This is a genomic window from Streptomyces sp. NPDC050610, assembly GCF_040654875.1.
GTDB lineage: Bacteria > Actinomycetota > Actinomycetes > Streptomycetales > Streptomycetaceae > Streptomyces.
The window spans coordinates 1-14,596 of record NZ_JBFAIV010000019.1 but is presented as its reverse complement, the minus strand read 5'-3'; the positions used below and the strand labels follow the sequence as shown (position 1 = coordinate 14,596).

Genomic DNA, 14,596 nt, shown 5'->3' with positions numbered 1-14,596 from the left:
CCAGTCTGCTTATCGGCCCATTATCGGTCACTGGGTCCGGCACCCGGCTCGTGGTGTACCTAGCAACACCCCTCTGACCTCGCTATTCACCCCCCATGATCGGGGTGCTCGGCGGCTGGGTCGGCGGCGCGCGGATTTCTAGGTTCGAGCCATGACTTATTCGGGGCTCAGCCGTACGGATGCCGGGGGCGGATCGTGACGAACGCGATGAAGCGGAACAGCGGGAGATGGGGCGCGGGGGGCGGGGACACCGCGGGCCGGGACGCCATGGACCGGGACGGAACGGGCCCTGGCGGAACGGGCCAGGGCGCCGGGGGCCGGAATGGAGCGGGCCGGGGCGGAGCGGGCCAGGGCACCGGAGCGGGCCAGGGCGCCGGAGCGGGTCGGGGCGGAGCGAAGCGGAACCTCGCGGCCCGGCTCGGCGTCTGGAGCACCCGCCACCGCAGGACCGCCATCTTCGGCTGGCTGCTCTTCGTCGTACTGGCCTCCGCGGTCGGAGGCATGGTCGGCACCTCCGAGATGTCCGCGTCCGAACAGGGCGCGGGCGACTCGGCCCGCGCCGCCAAGATCCTCGACGACGCCGGCATCACCCACCCGGCCGCCGAATCGGTGATGGTCACCAGCGCCGCCCCCGACGGCTGGCGCGCCGCGGCCCGCGACCTGGCCCACGTGATCGAGGGCACCGGCGAGGTCACCGGCGTGGCGGCCCCGCTGCCCTCCGCCGACGGCAAGTCCGGGCTCGTCCGCTTCGAGATGAAGGGCGACGCCAAGACCGCCCCCGACCGGGTCCAGCCGGTGCTGGACGCCGTCGACAAGGCCAAGGCCGCCCACAGCGACGTCAAGGTCTACCAATACGGCGAGGCCAGCGGCGGCAAGTGGCTGAGCGACATGCTCGGCGACGACTTCGCCAAGGCCGAGTGGACGGCCGTACCGCTCGCGCTGGGCATCCTGCTCGTCGCCTTCGGCGCGCTGGTCGCCGCCCTGCTGCCGGTCGGCCTCGCCCTGACCGCCTTCATCGCCGCCAACGGCCTGCTGGCGCTGGCCAGCCACAAACTGCACATCTTCCAGACCACCAACTCCGTGATGCTGCTGATGGGACTCGCCGTCGGCGTCGACTACTGCCTCTTCTACCTGCGGCGCGAGCGCGACGAACGGGCCGCCGGCCGGGACGCCGAGACCGCGCTGCGCATCGCCGCCGCCACCAGCGGCCGGGCCGTGCTGGTCTCCGGGCTGACCGTGATGGTCGCGATGGCGGGCATGTTCCTGTCCGGGCTGATGCTCTTCGAGGGGTTCGCGCTCGCCACCATCCTCGTCGTCCTCATAGCGATGCTCGGCTCCGTGACCGTGCTGCCCGCGCTGCTCTCCTGGCTCGGCGACCGCGTCGACAAGGGCAAGGTGCCCTTCCTCAACCGCGGCCGGCGCTCCGCACGGCGCGGCGGCCGGGTCTCGGGCGCCGTCCTGGGACCCGTGCTCAAGCGGCCGAAGCTGATGGCGATCGGCGCCGCCGCCGTACTGCTCGTACTGGCCGCGCCCGCGCTCGGCATGAAGACCGAACAGCTCGGCCTGGACAAGCAGATGCCCGCCGGCGCCCCGCTGCGCACCTCGTACGAGCAGATCACCACCACCTTCCTGGGCGGCCCCGACCCGGCGCGCGTCGTCGTGACGGCCGACGACATCACCTCCGCGCGCTTCACGGACGCGGTCCAGGAGTTCAAGCGGCAGGCCGCCGCCACGGGCGAGTACGGCAAGGACATCACCGTCACCCCGCACCGGAGCGCGAACCTCGTCGACATCGAGGTGCCGCTGGCCGGGGACGGCACGGACAAGCGCTCCAAGCACGCGTTGTCCACACTGCGCGACGAGCTGATCCCGCACAATCTCGCCCCCGTCTCGCAGCACGCTTACGTCACCGGCGAGCTGGCCTCTTCCGTGGACTTCAACGACCAGCTGGCCGACGGCATCGTGCCGGTCTTCCTCTTCATCGTCGGCGTGACCTTCCTGCTGATGCTCGTCTCCTTCCGCTCGCTGCCGATCGCGGTGGTGTCCATCGTGCTCAACCTGCTCTCCGTGGCCGCCGCCTACGGCGTGATGGTCGCCGTCTTCCAGCACGGCTGGGGCGCGGGACTGATCGGCACGGAGGCGGTCGGCGCGATCGAGGGCTGGATGCCGCTGTTCGTCCTCGTCGTCCTGTTCGGCCTGTCGATGGACTACCACGTCTTCGTCGTCTCGCGGATCCGCGAGGCCCACGCGAGCGGCCGTACCACGCGGAACGCCATCAGCGAAGGAGTACGGGCCACAGCGGGCGCGGTGACGGGGGCCGCCGCCATCATGGTCGCCGTGTTCGCGGTCTTCGGGACGCTGTCCATGCAGGACATGAAGCAGATGGGCATCGGCCTCGCGGTCGCCGTGCTGCTGGACGCCACAGTCGTCCGGATGGTGCTGCTGCCCTCGGTCATGGCGCTGCTCGGCGAGCGCAACTGGTACCTGCCGCGCTGGCTCCGCCGCCTTCCGGACTTCGAGCACGGAGGGGAGCCGGAGGCCGCGCCGCTGCCCGCGCCCTTGACTATGACCACGCCCTCGACCTCGACCACGACCTCGGGCGAGGCCGTACCGCCGGTGGCGGCCGGTCCTCGCTGAGAGGGGCTCGTTGAGAGAGGGCGGGGGAGCGCGGGGCGGGCGGCCGACACGGGGGTGCGGCCGCCCGCCCCGCGGACTGTCCTGGCCGGACGGCCAGCAGGTTGACTGGACCAGCCAGCCAGCCAGCCAGCCGGTCAGATCAGCGGCGGCACGTACTTGTAGCCGACCCGCCGCACGGTCACGATCGACCCCCGGTGCTCCGCGCCCATCTTGCGGCGCAGCCGGGCGACGTGGACATCGACGGTCCGGCCGTCGCCCACGTGCCCGTACCCCCAGACCGTGGTCACCAGCTGGTCGCGGGTGTGCACCCGGTGCGGGTGCGCGACGAGGTGGGCGAGCAGCTCGAACTCCAGATACGTGAGGTCTAGGGGGAGCCCGCCGACGTGGACGGTGCGCTGTTCGGGGTCGATGCGCACCAGCTCGTCGCCCGCGGCCGGGACCGATGCGGCCTCGCCGGCCGCCGCGGACTGCTGCTCCGCCGGTACGAGCACCAGATAGCCGACCATCGGCGGCTGGCCCGGCAGGGTGGGCAGCGTGTGCGGGGGCGCGGGCAGCCACGTCGCGCCGGAGTGCAGCAGCTCGGCGACCGGCGGCACCTCGTCGGGGGCGACGGCTCGCAGCCGGTGGCGGTGCGGAGGCCCACCAGCGGCGGGGCCGGCGGGGGAGGGGGACAGGGTACGGAGATTCGTCATGGGGACTCAGCTCTTTCGCGCGAGATGCCGTCGAGGGGCGTTACGTGCGCGCTGGCCATTGGCCGGTACTGGCGACCGGCGGGCTGACTTCGACTGCGGGCGTCAGCGGGAGGAGCGGGCCTGCGCGGGGATCGCGCGGCAACACACTCGGTCGTAATCGTGATGCTGGCGTGACGGCCAGAACGGCTCAAGGTCGCTGCGACCTGTCGCGGTGTTCTTCTGAAGGCTGGCCATGCCCCCCATTGAAGCACGCGGGCCGCTTGAGCAGCAGACTCGGCGGCCGGGTTGCCGGGGCCGCCCGCGAGCGGCGGGTCCCCGGCCGCCCGGTGCGGCCCCGCGCCGGCTATCCGCCGTGGGCGGTCAGCGGATAGTGATCGGAGAGGTTGGTGTACGTGTAGTCCTTGCCCCAACTGCTCACCGTCCAGGGCGCGGATGTCTCCTTGACGACCGTGTTCCGCCAGCCGCCGGGCGGCCGGGCGTGCCCCTTGCGGTGCAGCACGTAGTCGAGGTCCTCGCGGGGGTCGGTGGGGTAGCGGTAGGCCGCGATCGAGTTCTCCTCGGTGTCGAAGGAGTACGGGTGGCCGGTACGGGCGTCGGCGGGCGCGAGGCCGGCGTTCGCGAGCATCGACTGGTACTCCGGGCCGTGGGAGTCGACGTTCATATCGCCCGCGACCAGTACCTCTTCGCCGGCCGGAATGCGCTTGGCGTCGAGGAAGGCGGCTATCTGCCGGAACTGCGCGGCGCGGTCGGCGACCGCCTCGCCCGCCGCGCACCCGGAGTCGGTGGACTGGGTGTGCGTACCGACGATGTGCACCCTGGCGCCGTTCACGTTCAACTCCGCATAGGCGAAGCCCTTGTTGGACCACGAGTCGGAGCCGCAGGCGTCCTTGTACACGACCTGCTCCTTGCGGACGATCGGCCACTTGCTGAGCACGGTGACGCCGCCGTCCTCCGGCGTGGTGGCGGAGTAGCTGCCGCCGGTGGCGTCCCAGCCGCTCCTGCTCCGGCCGACGACGGGCGTCTGGTACGGGTACTGGCCCGAGGCGGCACGCTTGAGCGCGTCCGAGGCGGAGTTGTCGAATGCTTCCTGGAGCACGACGACGTCGTTGCCCTGGAAGAAGCCGGCGGCGGGGATGGCTTTGGCGCGGTGCTCCTGACCCCAATTGGGGTAAAGGTTTTGACTCATGAGAAACGTGTTGAAAGTGAGCACTTTGAGCGCGGGCGCGGTGGTGGGGCCGGTGGTGGGGCCCGCCACCGCCTGCGGGGCGGTGGTGAGGGCGGCAGCGGCGAGGGCGGGCGCGAGGACCGCGAGCCGGGTGAGCTTTCTGGGCGGCACTGGGACTCCCTGGGTGGGTGGGGGATGAGCCGCGGTACATCAAAGCAGTGGCAGTTACCACCAGGTAACCCCTAGATGGACAACACCAGACGGAAGCGAAGCGTGCTCCCCTGCCTATTCCGCTCGCCTACTCGCGCCCCCGCCTACTCCGTTCCCTACTCCGCTCCCTGCTCAGAGAGATGACCGGCGTACTCCTCGGCGCTGAGCAGCCCGCTGTACGCGCCGGGCGACGGCACCTGGATGAAGATCACCCAGCCCTCGCCGTACGGATCGTCGTTGATCTGCTCCGGGCTGTCGTTGGTGGTCTCGTTGACCGCGATGACGGTGCCGGTCACCGGCATATAGATCTCGGTCACGGCCTTGACCGACTCCACCGACCCGAACGGCTCGGACGCCTCGAACCGCTCGCCCGGCTTGGGAAGTTCGACGTAGACGATGCTGCCCAGTTGCCGCTGCGCGAAGTCGGTGATGCCGACGGTCGCCTGGTCGCCCTTGATCCGCAGCCACTCGTGGTCCCTGGTGTACGAGAGGCCCTCGGGGATGTTCGCCATGACGTACGTGCCTCCTAGGCGGCGTCTGCGACGGACCGCGCGTGTGGGGCGTGCGGGATGTACACGGCGTGCGTAAGACCTGCTCTGCTCGACGGTGCCACCGCGCGCCGTGCCCGCCAAGAGCGCGCGCGGCCCGGAGGCGCGTCAAGGAGCCGTGCCTGGCCACGCGGCGGCAGCGGCGGGAGGCCCTGGCGGGTCCTGGCGGACCCTGGCGGGCCTTGGTGGGGTTATCCCCCGGCTCCGCCGGCGACGGCCCCCCGATCCACAAGGGCGGGCGACCCCACCCGCGTTGGGGCCCTGCCCTCACTGACCGGCACGGCGATCCGGCGGAGCATTGAGGCACTCCACCATCACGCTGTTGGCCGAACAAAGGACCCGTCATGCCGTTTCCCAGGAGAAAACCGGATCTTGACGGAGCGCGGGACGCGGGCAGGGGCGCGCACGCATGAGCATCGCCGAGCGCCCCCGTACGTACACACCGCGCGTGGAGAGCGTCGAGGCGCCGCCGCAGCGCGACCGGGCCATCGACGCGCTGCGGGCGCTGGCGCTGCTCGCCGTGCCGACCGGCCACTGGCTCATCGGCGGCCTGAGCCTCGACGGGAACGGCGCGCTGCACAACGCCAGCCCGCTGTCCTCCTTCGCCCCGCTGGCCCCCATCACCTGGGTGCTCCAGATGCTGGGCATCTTCTTCCTGGTCGGCGGCTACGCCTCCGTACTCTCCTACCGGCGCTCCGCCGCGCGCGGCGAGACGCGCGGCACCTGGATACGCGGCCGCCTCGCCCGCCTGCTGCGGCCCGCCGTGGGCGTGACGGCGGTCTGGGCGCTGCTCGCCCCGCTGCTGTACGTGCTCGGGGTCCCCGAAACGACCCTGCGCACCGCCGCCACCCTGGTCGTGCAGCCGCTGTGGTTCGTCCTGGTATACGCGGTGGTCACCGCGCTGACGCCGTACTGCGTGACGGCGACCCGACGGCTCGGCGGCTGGGCGGCGGCCCCGCTGGTGCTGACCGTGGCCGTGGTGGACTTCCTGCGCTACGGCCCGTACGCCGCGTCCATACCCGAGTGGGTGGGGCTGATCAGCCTCTTCCCCGGTTGGCTCTTCGGCTACCAACTCGGCGTCTCCTGGGGCGAGAAGCGCCTCGGCAGGCCCGGCGCCCGGCTGCTGTGCGTGGGCGGCGTGACGCTGTTCGTACTGTTGCTGCTGGTGTTCCACTATCCGATGAGCATGGTGGGCGTCCCCGGCCAGGACCGTACGAACTCCCACCCGCCGTCCCTCCTGGTCATCGCCCTGGCCGCGGCGCAGTGCGGCGCCGCGATCCTGCTCCGCGACCGCATAGCGGCCCTGATGCGCAAGCCGGCGCTGTGGGCCCCGGTATCGGCCGTCAACGCCTCGGCGATGACCAGCCTGTGCTGGCACCAGACCGCCATGCTCGCCGCCGCCGTCCCCGCCGCCTTCCTGGGCGCGGTCGACGGCCTCACCACCGCCCCGGGCTTCCCGACCTGGATGCTGACCCGCCTCCCCTGGCTCCCCCTCTTCGCCATCCTCCTCATCGCCATCGCCCGCACCACCCGCCACCTCGAATCCCCCTGGACCGGCCTCCCCCGGGGCCCCCGCCTCCTGGCGGGCGCCTTGGCCGTCGGCTTCTCGGCTTTCGCGCTGGGGCTGGCCTGAGGACCAGATGCCGCGCCCGCCGCAGTGCTGGGCTCCGTAGCGCCACGGGGGCGACGGAGCCCAGCAGGGGGCTGTCAGCGGCCCCTTGTTCAGATTTCGTTGTCCTCCTGAGGAGAGTCGATACCCGCTTCCAGGTCGACCGAGTACACCGGTCGTTCCTCGATCCCAGCCAGACGCATCAGGGGTGTGGTGGGAATCCGGTAGCGTCCCCCGACGCGCAACACCGGGCACGGAAAGCCATCACGGTGGACCAGGCTGTACGCGGTCCCCGCGCAGATCCCCAGGATCCTGGCGGCGGTGCGCAGGTCCACCATCACGGGCAGCTCGAACACTTCGGCGAAGGTCATCGGGCCGCGAGGAGGATGGCTCATCGACGCTTCCTACGGGGACGCAGGGAGACGGTTCCGATGCGCTGCCTGCGAGCGCCCTGCCCGGACCGGCGGACGACAGCGTGCAGGCCGAGCCGAGCGGCCAGCGAGCCCAGCCGTTCGCCCTCCACCTGCGCTGCCGAGACAGGGAAACGCAACGGGGCGCGGAGACCCTCCGGTCCGTCGGGACGAGCGATATGCATCTCCCAGTCCGGCGATTCGCCGGGCTGCCCGTCGGCTCCCGGGTGGTCGTCGTTCCTGGCGATGGCCTCGATGTGGTCGACGGGAGTCATGGGCTGTAGCGCACGCCGGTAGCGCCCCGCTCGCCTGCGCGCTGCTGTGAGCAGAGCGTCGGGCGCCTGAGGGGAGTCGGGGTCGATGGCCGGCACTGCCTCCAGTAGCCCGAGCACCATTTCCGACTCGATGTCCCGCTGGCTGTCCCGCAGTCCCCTTGAGATCTTGCGGACCGCACTGTACAGCCGGGGCTGGGCGAGCCAGATCAGCAGCAACCTCCGCGGTCCGTAGGGCTCTTCTTCGTCTTTCGCCGCGCGAATGGCCTCGCGCCAGACTTCAGCGCCCAGCGCCGGATCCGCCGTGGGGCCGTACAGCGTGTCGTACGCCTCGACGGCGGTGAGCGACATAGTCCTGTCTTCCGTGTCGAAGTGCAGGAGGATGTGCTGTGAGGCCCTCGGTTCGGCGAAGTACCTCCTGACTGCGACGAACACTCCGCTCGGGTGAAGCAACGTCATGAGATGCCCTCTTTCGTCATGCCTGTGTCGAAGGATCTGCGGAGATGTGTTCTGCGGTGGGGCCCGGCCATCATCAGCAACCGGATAAATCGGTCACCTGCCCCGTGCGCCTCACTTTTGCGGGATTTCGGGGCGCGGTGGCGCGTCCTGAAATTCATCGAGGACGGCGTAATGGGACCGGTGTGGTGAGGTCTGCGGGTGCCGGACGAGCGGCGACGCCCGCAGACCTCAGTGAGTGAGTGGTGCGGAGCTACGCCTGCTCGACCGTCGGGTTCTCGGGGGTGGCGGCAGGCGGGGCTTCGGGGCTCTGCGGGCGGGGCCGCTTGGTCGCCGCCTTGTTGGGGCGGAACGAGGACGACCGCCTGATGCGGGCGTTCCGTCGGTTGCGCTGTCGGCTGTTCACTGACTTCTCCCTGAGGTTGATTCCTGTGTCCCGCGGCATGCTGCTGTCGGGTGTGCGATGCCAACTGCGTTGCAGATGCGGGTACTTGCGTAACCGCTCGGCGTGAGCGGTGAGGGAATCGTGCCCGACGACGCCGGGTTGTGGGGGCCGGAATCTGAGGGGAATCTGAGGATTCCATGAGATGGGGGAGCGGTCGGTGTGAGAGGGGGCGGGGGTGCGTATTGATCTGTCTGCGACGCCCTGGAGGTGGCCGATGTCGCCCGCCACGCGAGGAGGTAGCCATGGAAGTACGTGCGCTCGGCCCGGTCAGCGCCACCATTGCTGGTCAGCGGGTTGTGGGGGGATGTAACCAGTTGACGGCGCTGCTCGGGCTGTTCGCCGTGTCGCCCGACTGTCGCGTAATGGTGGAGGACATCGCGTGCTTCTTGTGGGGCAAGGAGGTGCCCCAGAACCGCATCAGTAAGTGCATCAGTGAACTTCGCAGAGAGCTCAGAGGTGCGATTGGGCGTACCAACTCGCGCGAATGTTCGCTTCTTGTGTCGCGGGAGAACGTGGATTGTTTACGGTTTGAAGACCTCAGGCATCAGGCGGACGGACTACGCGGGTGCGAACGCTTCGACCTGTTGGGCGTCGCGTTGAGCGAGTGGAGGGGAGTCCCGCTCCAGGGGCTGAAGGGGGACCGCTTCAATTTGCGACGGGCCGAGCTGCGTACGGAGTGGGAGGCGGCCATGGTTGATCAACTGGATGCGGCCTTGGAGGCTGAAAAGTTCGAATGGGTTCTTGAGAAGACAGAAACGCTCCTGGAGCTACTCCCTGGAAGGCAGAAATTTTTCCGTGCCCGATTGCTTGCCCTAGCACAGGATCCTCCGTCAGTGGTGCGCCGGAGAGCCATGGTCAATGGGTGGAAAGCAGATTTCGGCCAGCCAACGGATTCAGGGTTGAAGCAGGCGATCGATATGCTGTTGAAATGTCGGGTTCGGCAGTCTCGGCCTCTGTTAGGGGCTGATCTCCAGTGCCCTCGGCAACTTCCCTCGGTGGGAGAGCCTTTGGTTGGACGCGTGGATCAGCTCGATTCGCTTGAAAAGGTCTTCGTCGAAGGGCGCCGCGAGGGGCGCGGAGTACTGGCCGTGATCAGCGGTATGCCCGGCGTGGGGAAGACTGCCCTGGCCGACCATCTCGCAGCACGAATCGCGAATCTCTTTCCTGACGGCGCTCTCTATGCCGACTTACAGGGCTTCTCCGACGGAGCGGCTCCGGTGAAGCCGGAACAGATTCTCGATCGCCTCTTGGCCGACCTTGGCGTCCATACGGAGGCGGCAGGTCTCGAAGGCAAGAGTGTCGCGCTCCGCACGGTGCTCGCCGCACGCTCGGTGCTCATGGTTCTGGACAACGCCGCCCACAGCGACCAGGTGTTGCCGCTTCTGCCTGGCGGCGGTTCCTGCGCCGTGATCGTCACCAGCCGTAACGCCCTCATCGGCTTGCACGTCAAGAAGGAGGTGCACACCACGCAGCTTGAACTGCTAGATCGCGCCTCCGCGGAAGCGGTCCTGGACGACGCGTTGAGCCCGCTTCAGCGACACAAGAGTGTGCACCACGTCGCCCGACTGGCGGAACTCTGTGGGCGTCTTCCACTCGCCCTGATAGTGGTCGCGAAACAGATCAAGCTGCGTCCACCGGAGGCCGTCGATGCGCTCGTCAAACAACTCAGCGGAGAGCGGACGCGGCTGCAGGCGATGCGAGTGCCGGACCATGAACTCTCCGTACGGCCTGCCCTGGATTGCTCTCTCAAGGCCCTCTCGCCCGAGGCCGCGCTGCTGTTGTGGCAGGCGGCTATCCATCCGGGGCCGATCGTCAGCTGGTCAGCCTTAATGGATTTGGGTCGTGCCGGCGGGGCAGAGGACGTGGCCCGAGCAATCGACGAACTCGCGAGTGCACACCTCGTGGAGCTCGTTAACGGTCACTATCGGATTCATGACCTCATTCGCGTCTATGCCCGCTATCACGCCGGGGAGCATATCGACGGAGCGGGGAGCGCCCTTGCGGAGAGGACAGTCAGGCTGGTCCTGGAACACCAGCTCCATCACGTATGGGCCTGCGACCAGGTGCTTGACCCAAGTAGGAAACTCCCCATCGGCGATCCTGTAGATGTCGAGGTGGTCACGCCTTCGGGTGAGGAGGAAGCCATGAAGTTGCTCGACGCGGAATACCTGACGGCGATGAAGGTGTTTGACCTGGCGGTGGCCCACGGGGACAGCCGACACATGTGGCTGCTCCCCATGGCACTGGTGACGTACCAATGGCGGCGCAATCTTCACGCCGACGCACAGGAGAATCTGAAGGTCGCTCTCTTCGCGGCGGAAGGAATCGCTTCTCCGGCCGAGAAAGCCATGATCAACCGCATGCTGGCCGGCAGCCTGCGGGGGCGGAATGCCAACGACTCGGCAGAGGCCTATCTGCTCCGAGCCGTGTCTCTGAGCGAACAGGAGGACGGCGCAGCCGGGCAACTCAGCTTGGCCAACTCCTTGCATGCTCTCGCCATCGTCTGTCGTCTTTTGGGGAAGCCTGGTGAGGCGGCGGAGCGCTGCGAATGGGCCCTGGAGATCTTTCGAGGTCTGGGCGAGAAGACGGGCGAGGCCGCCGTACTGAATGGCATCGGCACCCTTAGCCATGACGACGGTGAGTATGACGAGGCTCTGCAGGCATGCACGGAGGCGCTTCGGATCTTCGAGACCACGACAGATCTGAATGGCACTGCCAATGTCCTGACCACGCTCGGGAAGATTCACATCTCACGGTCGGAGCGGAAGTCGGCCTTGGCGGTGTACCAGAGGGCAATCGAAATCTATCGAGAACTGGATTACTGGCGGAATGAGAGCAAGGCACTTCGTCGCTATGCCGACGTGCTGGTGAGCGCCGGGGATGTACCGAAGGCCGTGGAAGCGCTGGAGCGGACCCTGATCCTGCTGGAGCAACTGGGAGGCGAAGGGGCGCAGGAGGTGGTCGATCTGCTGGACGGTCTCCGATGATCTACGCCGGCGCGGCCTTGTCAGAGCGCCGGGGCGTGGCGGCGGTAGTACTCAGTGGGATCGGGGCATAGAGGCTTTGCCGGTGGCTTCGATCCCACCGTGGGCAAGAGGGGACGCAGGCAGTCGAAGACCTCGCTGACATCGGGCCGCTGCGCAGGCTCGCGGTGCACCATGCGAAGAGCGAGCGGACGAAATGCGCTCGGCACGAGCCGGAACATTGCGGGCGGAATCACCAGGCTGTCCGTATCGAACCGTTCGTCCGTGTCGGCGTAAGGCAGATGCATGATGGTCATCTCCAGCAGCATGCAGCCGAGCGGAAAGACGTCCGCACGGGGTGTCACCCCCTGCTCTCGCGGTACGTGCTGCTCCGGCGGCGCGTAGCCGTTCGTTCCGCACGGTCGATCGGTGGCATCACCCGCCTTGATGGCGAAGCCGAGGTCCAGTAGCCACAGACGCCCGTCCGGGGCCAGCATGATGTTCGCCGGTTTCACGTCCCGGTGGACCAGATCCTGACTGTGCACCTTGTGCAGGATTTCGCACAGCTGGCCGATGATCGCGGCCACGGTCGCGTGGTCCTTCAACGGACGTGCCTCCAGCACGGCGTCTTCGAGGAGTACGCCGTCCACGAACTCCATGACGATGCAGTACTGGTTCCGGTGCCAACCGCGACCGAGGATCGTCGGGATCCTCGAAATGCCTGAAAGAAGCTTCGCGCTGTCCGCCTCTGAGACAAGATCGCGGGCCATCTCGCCGTATGTGCTGGGGGTTTCGAATGTTCGCCGCCGATTGAACTTGATGGTGACCGTATCGCCCGTTCGGATGTCCAGGCCGGCGAAGACCTCCCCCTGTGCGCCGGACCCCAGCGCTTCCAGTACCTCATAGCGCTCCAGAACCCGTTCTCCGATCAATGGCATCGATGGACCTCCAGAAGTTGACATACGGGTCTCCGTGTGACCCGTAATCGAATGAGAAAGCGAGTGGACATGGCAGAAATCTGGGCACCACCCGATGGGCTGCGCCGGAAGACCGACATCATCACCGTGCCTTTGGGCATGTTCAAAGGCAGCACATACCGCTGCCCCGCTGCTGATGCGCTGAAAGCCCGGGGCTATTGCCTGCAGCGGCCCGTCGCCCGAAGCCGGGAGCTACTGGACCACTTCGCCTTCGGCCCCTTCATGAGCGCCCTCGGCGGCAGCCGGGGGGCGTCCCCGGCCCATGACGGCCTGCAACAGTGGACCGAGCACGCCGTGGCGATGTATCACCAGGCATTTCCGTCGGATCCGGCCGAGCCGATGACCGAGGTGCCCGAGCCGTGGATCTACCAGCATTCTCTGCCGGCTCCGGACCACCGGGGAGCTCGTGAATACCGGCTCACTGTGTGGGGCCGCTGCCTCCAGTCAGCGGATGGGGTCTTGCGTGAACTCCGACTGCCAGTAAATCGGTTGAGCAGTGAGTGTTCGGACCAGGCACGCACCGCGGCAGCGGCACTGGTGCTCGCCGAAGGCGGTCCGGGACCACTGCCCGAGCGTGTGCGCGTCGTGGAGTTCGCATTGTTCGACGGCTGTGTCCGTCTGCTGTTCGAGGGCACGCGAACCGAGGCCGTCGAGTCGTATCGAACCCACGGCTCCCAAGCCCTGGCCGCCCTGCTGGACAGTCAGGAGTACCGGCCCGGCACAGCTTGCGGCGGCTGCGCTTATGTTTCCGTCTGCCCGGCGCTGCGCAAGGCGCCGGGTCTGTTGGGCGTCGATACCCCCGGTCGGCCCCGGCGTACCTGGTCAGTCACCAACGGACGCAACTACCGCGTCTGTCCGGCCCGCGACCACCTGCGGCGCCTGCACCTTCCCGCTGCCGACGCGATCGAGCGCGGTCCGTTCGCCGAACGTGGCCGGGCCCTGCACGCCTATCTCGCAGAGCGTCACGGCCATGGTTCCCTCCGTCCGTGCACAGCCGATGTGCCCTCCCAATGGGTACCGGACGCCTTCACTCTGTCCGAGGAGGAGCGGAGGCTCGGTGCGCTGTTGCTGCGCCGACATGCCGCAGTTTGCCCATTGCGGTGCGTACGGGACAGGAGTGACCTACGTGCCGAGCCGCGCGTGGTGCGTCACGACACCACCGCTGACGTGATCGTGGTTGCCGCACCCGACCTTCTCTACCGGGACGACGAATCGTGGGTGTGGCGCGAGACCAAGACCTCGATGCGAGATCGCCGTACGCATCGCGAATTGCTCGATGAATACCCTCAGCTGGCGCTGGCCGTGCTGCTGGTCGGCCGTGGCTACCTGGGCGGATCGCCGTCGCGGGCCCGGATCGAGTTGGAGGTGCTTCGTCCGGCCGGGGCCGATCTGGAAACCGTCGACCCTTTCGCTCCAGCTGTTCGAGCTGCCGCTCAGCGGGTGGTGGGCGAGCTGACGGGCAACTGGCACCGCGACGACCGCTATGCGGCGACACCGGGATCCGTCTGCGCCCGGTGCGAAATGGCGCGATGGTGCTCTGTAGGCGGCGCGGAGAAGGCTGCCGCATGACGCGTCGGAAGAGGACGGCACGGTCCCGTGCGGGTATGGAAGACCATGACGGTACCGCCATCTTCGTCGAACTGGCACGAGTGGTGGCCGGCCTGGCGGCACAGGAGCGAATGAGGACGTTCTCACTTCCCTATCCGCACGATGCCCAACTCGCACTGGACCGCATGGTGTCGTACTGCCTGGGCCAGGGCTGGACGCCACCGAAGAGCCTGCCGGAGCTTATGTCCTGGTGCCGGGAGCACACTGCGGGCGGCTTGCCGTTCCAGGTGCCGCCCAGCTTCGTCGCCCCGGAAACGAGACTGATCGATCGGGTCGGGCTGATGCCCACCAGAAGCTGCCTGGAACTGGCCTCGTACGGTCCGCGGGGGGAGTTGGAGCAGGAGGCGGTGGGCCTGCTGTCAGGGCTGGAGGCGAGATGTGACTCCACCGAGGACTACAACCGCTGCCGTCGGTTCCTGATGGAGCAACCAGTGATCGTTCAGCGGGACCGCATCAACCCGCGATCCCGCTGGAACAGAGAGCTCTGGAACAGAATCAAAGGCCTGTACGGGCGTGCAGATCTTTAACTCACCATCTTGATCTTGCTTTGGTTGGGGCCGGAAGCGAGGAATGCTGCGATGTCGGCTGGTGTGCGAAACCGGGC

The 14,596-nt window shown here is 68.1% G+C and carries 12 protein-coding genes; 5 read left to right on the top strand and 7 right to left on the bottom strand.

Going from position 1 to position 14,596, the window contains the following annotated elements:
* The first annotated feature begins 195 nt into the window (after positions 1 to 195).
* Entirely contained in the window at positions 196 to 2,637 is a 2,442-nt protein-coding gene (locus AB0I22_RS23230; protein WP_363132776.1) for an MMPL family transporter, read from the top strand.
* Between the two features lie 134 nt (positions 2,638 to 2,771).
* Here the strand turns inward: AB0I22_RS23230 and AB0I22_RS23225 are convergent, their stop codons facing one another.
* From AB0I22_RS23225 to gcvH, 3 genes are all read right to left on the bottom strand, one after another.
* Complete coding sequence (locus tag AB0I22_RS23225) at positions 2,772 to 3,329, bottom strand: winged helix-turn-helix domain-containing protein (protein ID WP_363132775.1); 558 nt, start codon at positions 3,327 to 3,329, stop codon at positions 2,772 to 2,774.
* A gap of 343 nt (positions 3,330 to 3,672) precedes the next feature.
* Entirely contained in the window at positions 3,673 to 4,665 is a 993-nt protein-coding gene (sph, locus tag AB0I22_RS23220) for a sphingomyelin phosphodiesterase (RefSeq protein WP_363132774.1), read from the bottom strand.
* 155 nt (positions 4,666 to 4,820) lie between these two features.
* Complete coding sequence (gene gcvH, locus AB0I22_RS23215; RefSeq protein ID WP_363132773.1) at positions 4,821 to 5,216, bottom strand: glycine cleavage system protein GcvH; 396 nt, start codon at positions 5,214 to 5,216, stop codon at positions 4,821 to 4,823.
* Between the two features lie 445 nt (positions 5,217 to 5,661).
* Between gcvH and AB0I22_RS23210 the strand changes: the two genes are divergently transcribed.
* On the top strand, positions 5,662 to 6,885 hold the full coding sequence (locus AB0I22_RS23210; protein ID WP_363132772.1) for an acyltransferase family protein: 1,224 nt from the start codon (positions 5,662 to 5,664) through the stop codon (positions 6,883 to 6,885).
* A gap of 89 nt (positions 6,886 to 6,974) precedes the next feature.
* Here AB0I22_RS23210 and AB0I22_RS23205 read toward each other — a convergent pair whose 3' ends face one another.
* The 3 genes from AB0I22_RS23205 to AB0I22_RS23195 form a co-directional block, all read right to left on the bottom strand.
* The gene (locus tag AB0I22_RS23205) at positions 6,975 to 7,256 is read right to left on the bottom strand and encodes a helix-turn-helix domain-containing protein (protein WP_363132771.1); all 282 of its coding nucleotides are present in this window, start codon (positions 7,254 to 7,256) and stop codon (positions 6,975 to 6,977) included.
* Complete coding sequence (locus AB0I22_RS23200; RefSeq protein WP_363132770.1) at positions 7,253 to 8,002, bottom strand: hypothetical protein; 750 nt, start codon at positions 8,000 to 8,002, stop codon at positions 7,253 to 7,255. The genes AB0I22_RS23205 and AB0I22_RS23200 overlap by 4 nt, the downstream gene beginning before the upstream one ends.
* 250 nt (positions 8,003 to 8,252) lie before the next feature.
* Positions 8,253 to 8,405, bottom strand: a complete 153-nt coding sequence (locus AB0I22_RS23195) for a hypothetical protein (RefSeq protein ID WP_363132769.1) — start codon at positions 8,403 to 8,405, stop codon at positions 8,253 to 8,255.
* Between the two features lie 281 nt (positions 8,406 to 8,686).
* On the opposite strand from AB0I22_RS23195, the gene AB0I22_RS23190 reads away from it, so the two are divergent.
* Complete coding sequence (locus AB0I22_RS23190; protein ID WP_363132768.1) at positions 8,687 to 11,431, top strand: tetratricopeptide repeat protein; 2,745 nt, start codon at positions 8,687 to 8,689, stop codon at positions 11,429 to 11,431.
* Positions 11,432 to 11,451: 20 nt separating this feature from the next.
* Here the strand turns inward: AB0I22_RS23190 and AB0I22_RS23185 are convergent, their stop codons facing one another.
* Positions 11,452 to 12,345, bottom strand: a complete 894-nt coding sequence (locus AB0I22_RS23185; protein WP_363132767.1) for a serine/threonine-protein kinase — start codon at positions 12,343 to 12,345, stop codon at positions 11,452 to 11,454.
* Between the two features lie 69 nt (positions 12,346 to 12,414).
* Here AB0I22_RS23185 and AB0I22_RS23180 point away from each other — a divergent pair, with 69 nt between their 5' ends.
* A complete protein-coding gene (locus AB0I22_RS23180; RefSeq protein WP_363132873.1) occupies positions 12,415 to 13,953 on the top strand; it encodes a PD-(D/E)XK nuclease family protein in 1,539 nt (512 codons plus the stop codon).
* A gap of 35 nt (positions 13,954 to 13,988) precedes the next feature.
* Positions 13,989 to 14,519, top strand: a complete 531-nt coding sequence (locus tag AB0I22_RS23175) for a hypothetical protein (protein ID WP_363132766.1) — start codon at positions 13,989 to 13,991, stop codon at positions 14,517 to 14,519.
* Positions 14,520 to 14,596: the final 77 nt, after the last annotated feature.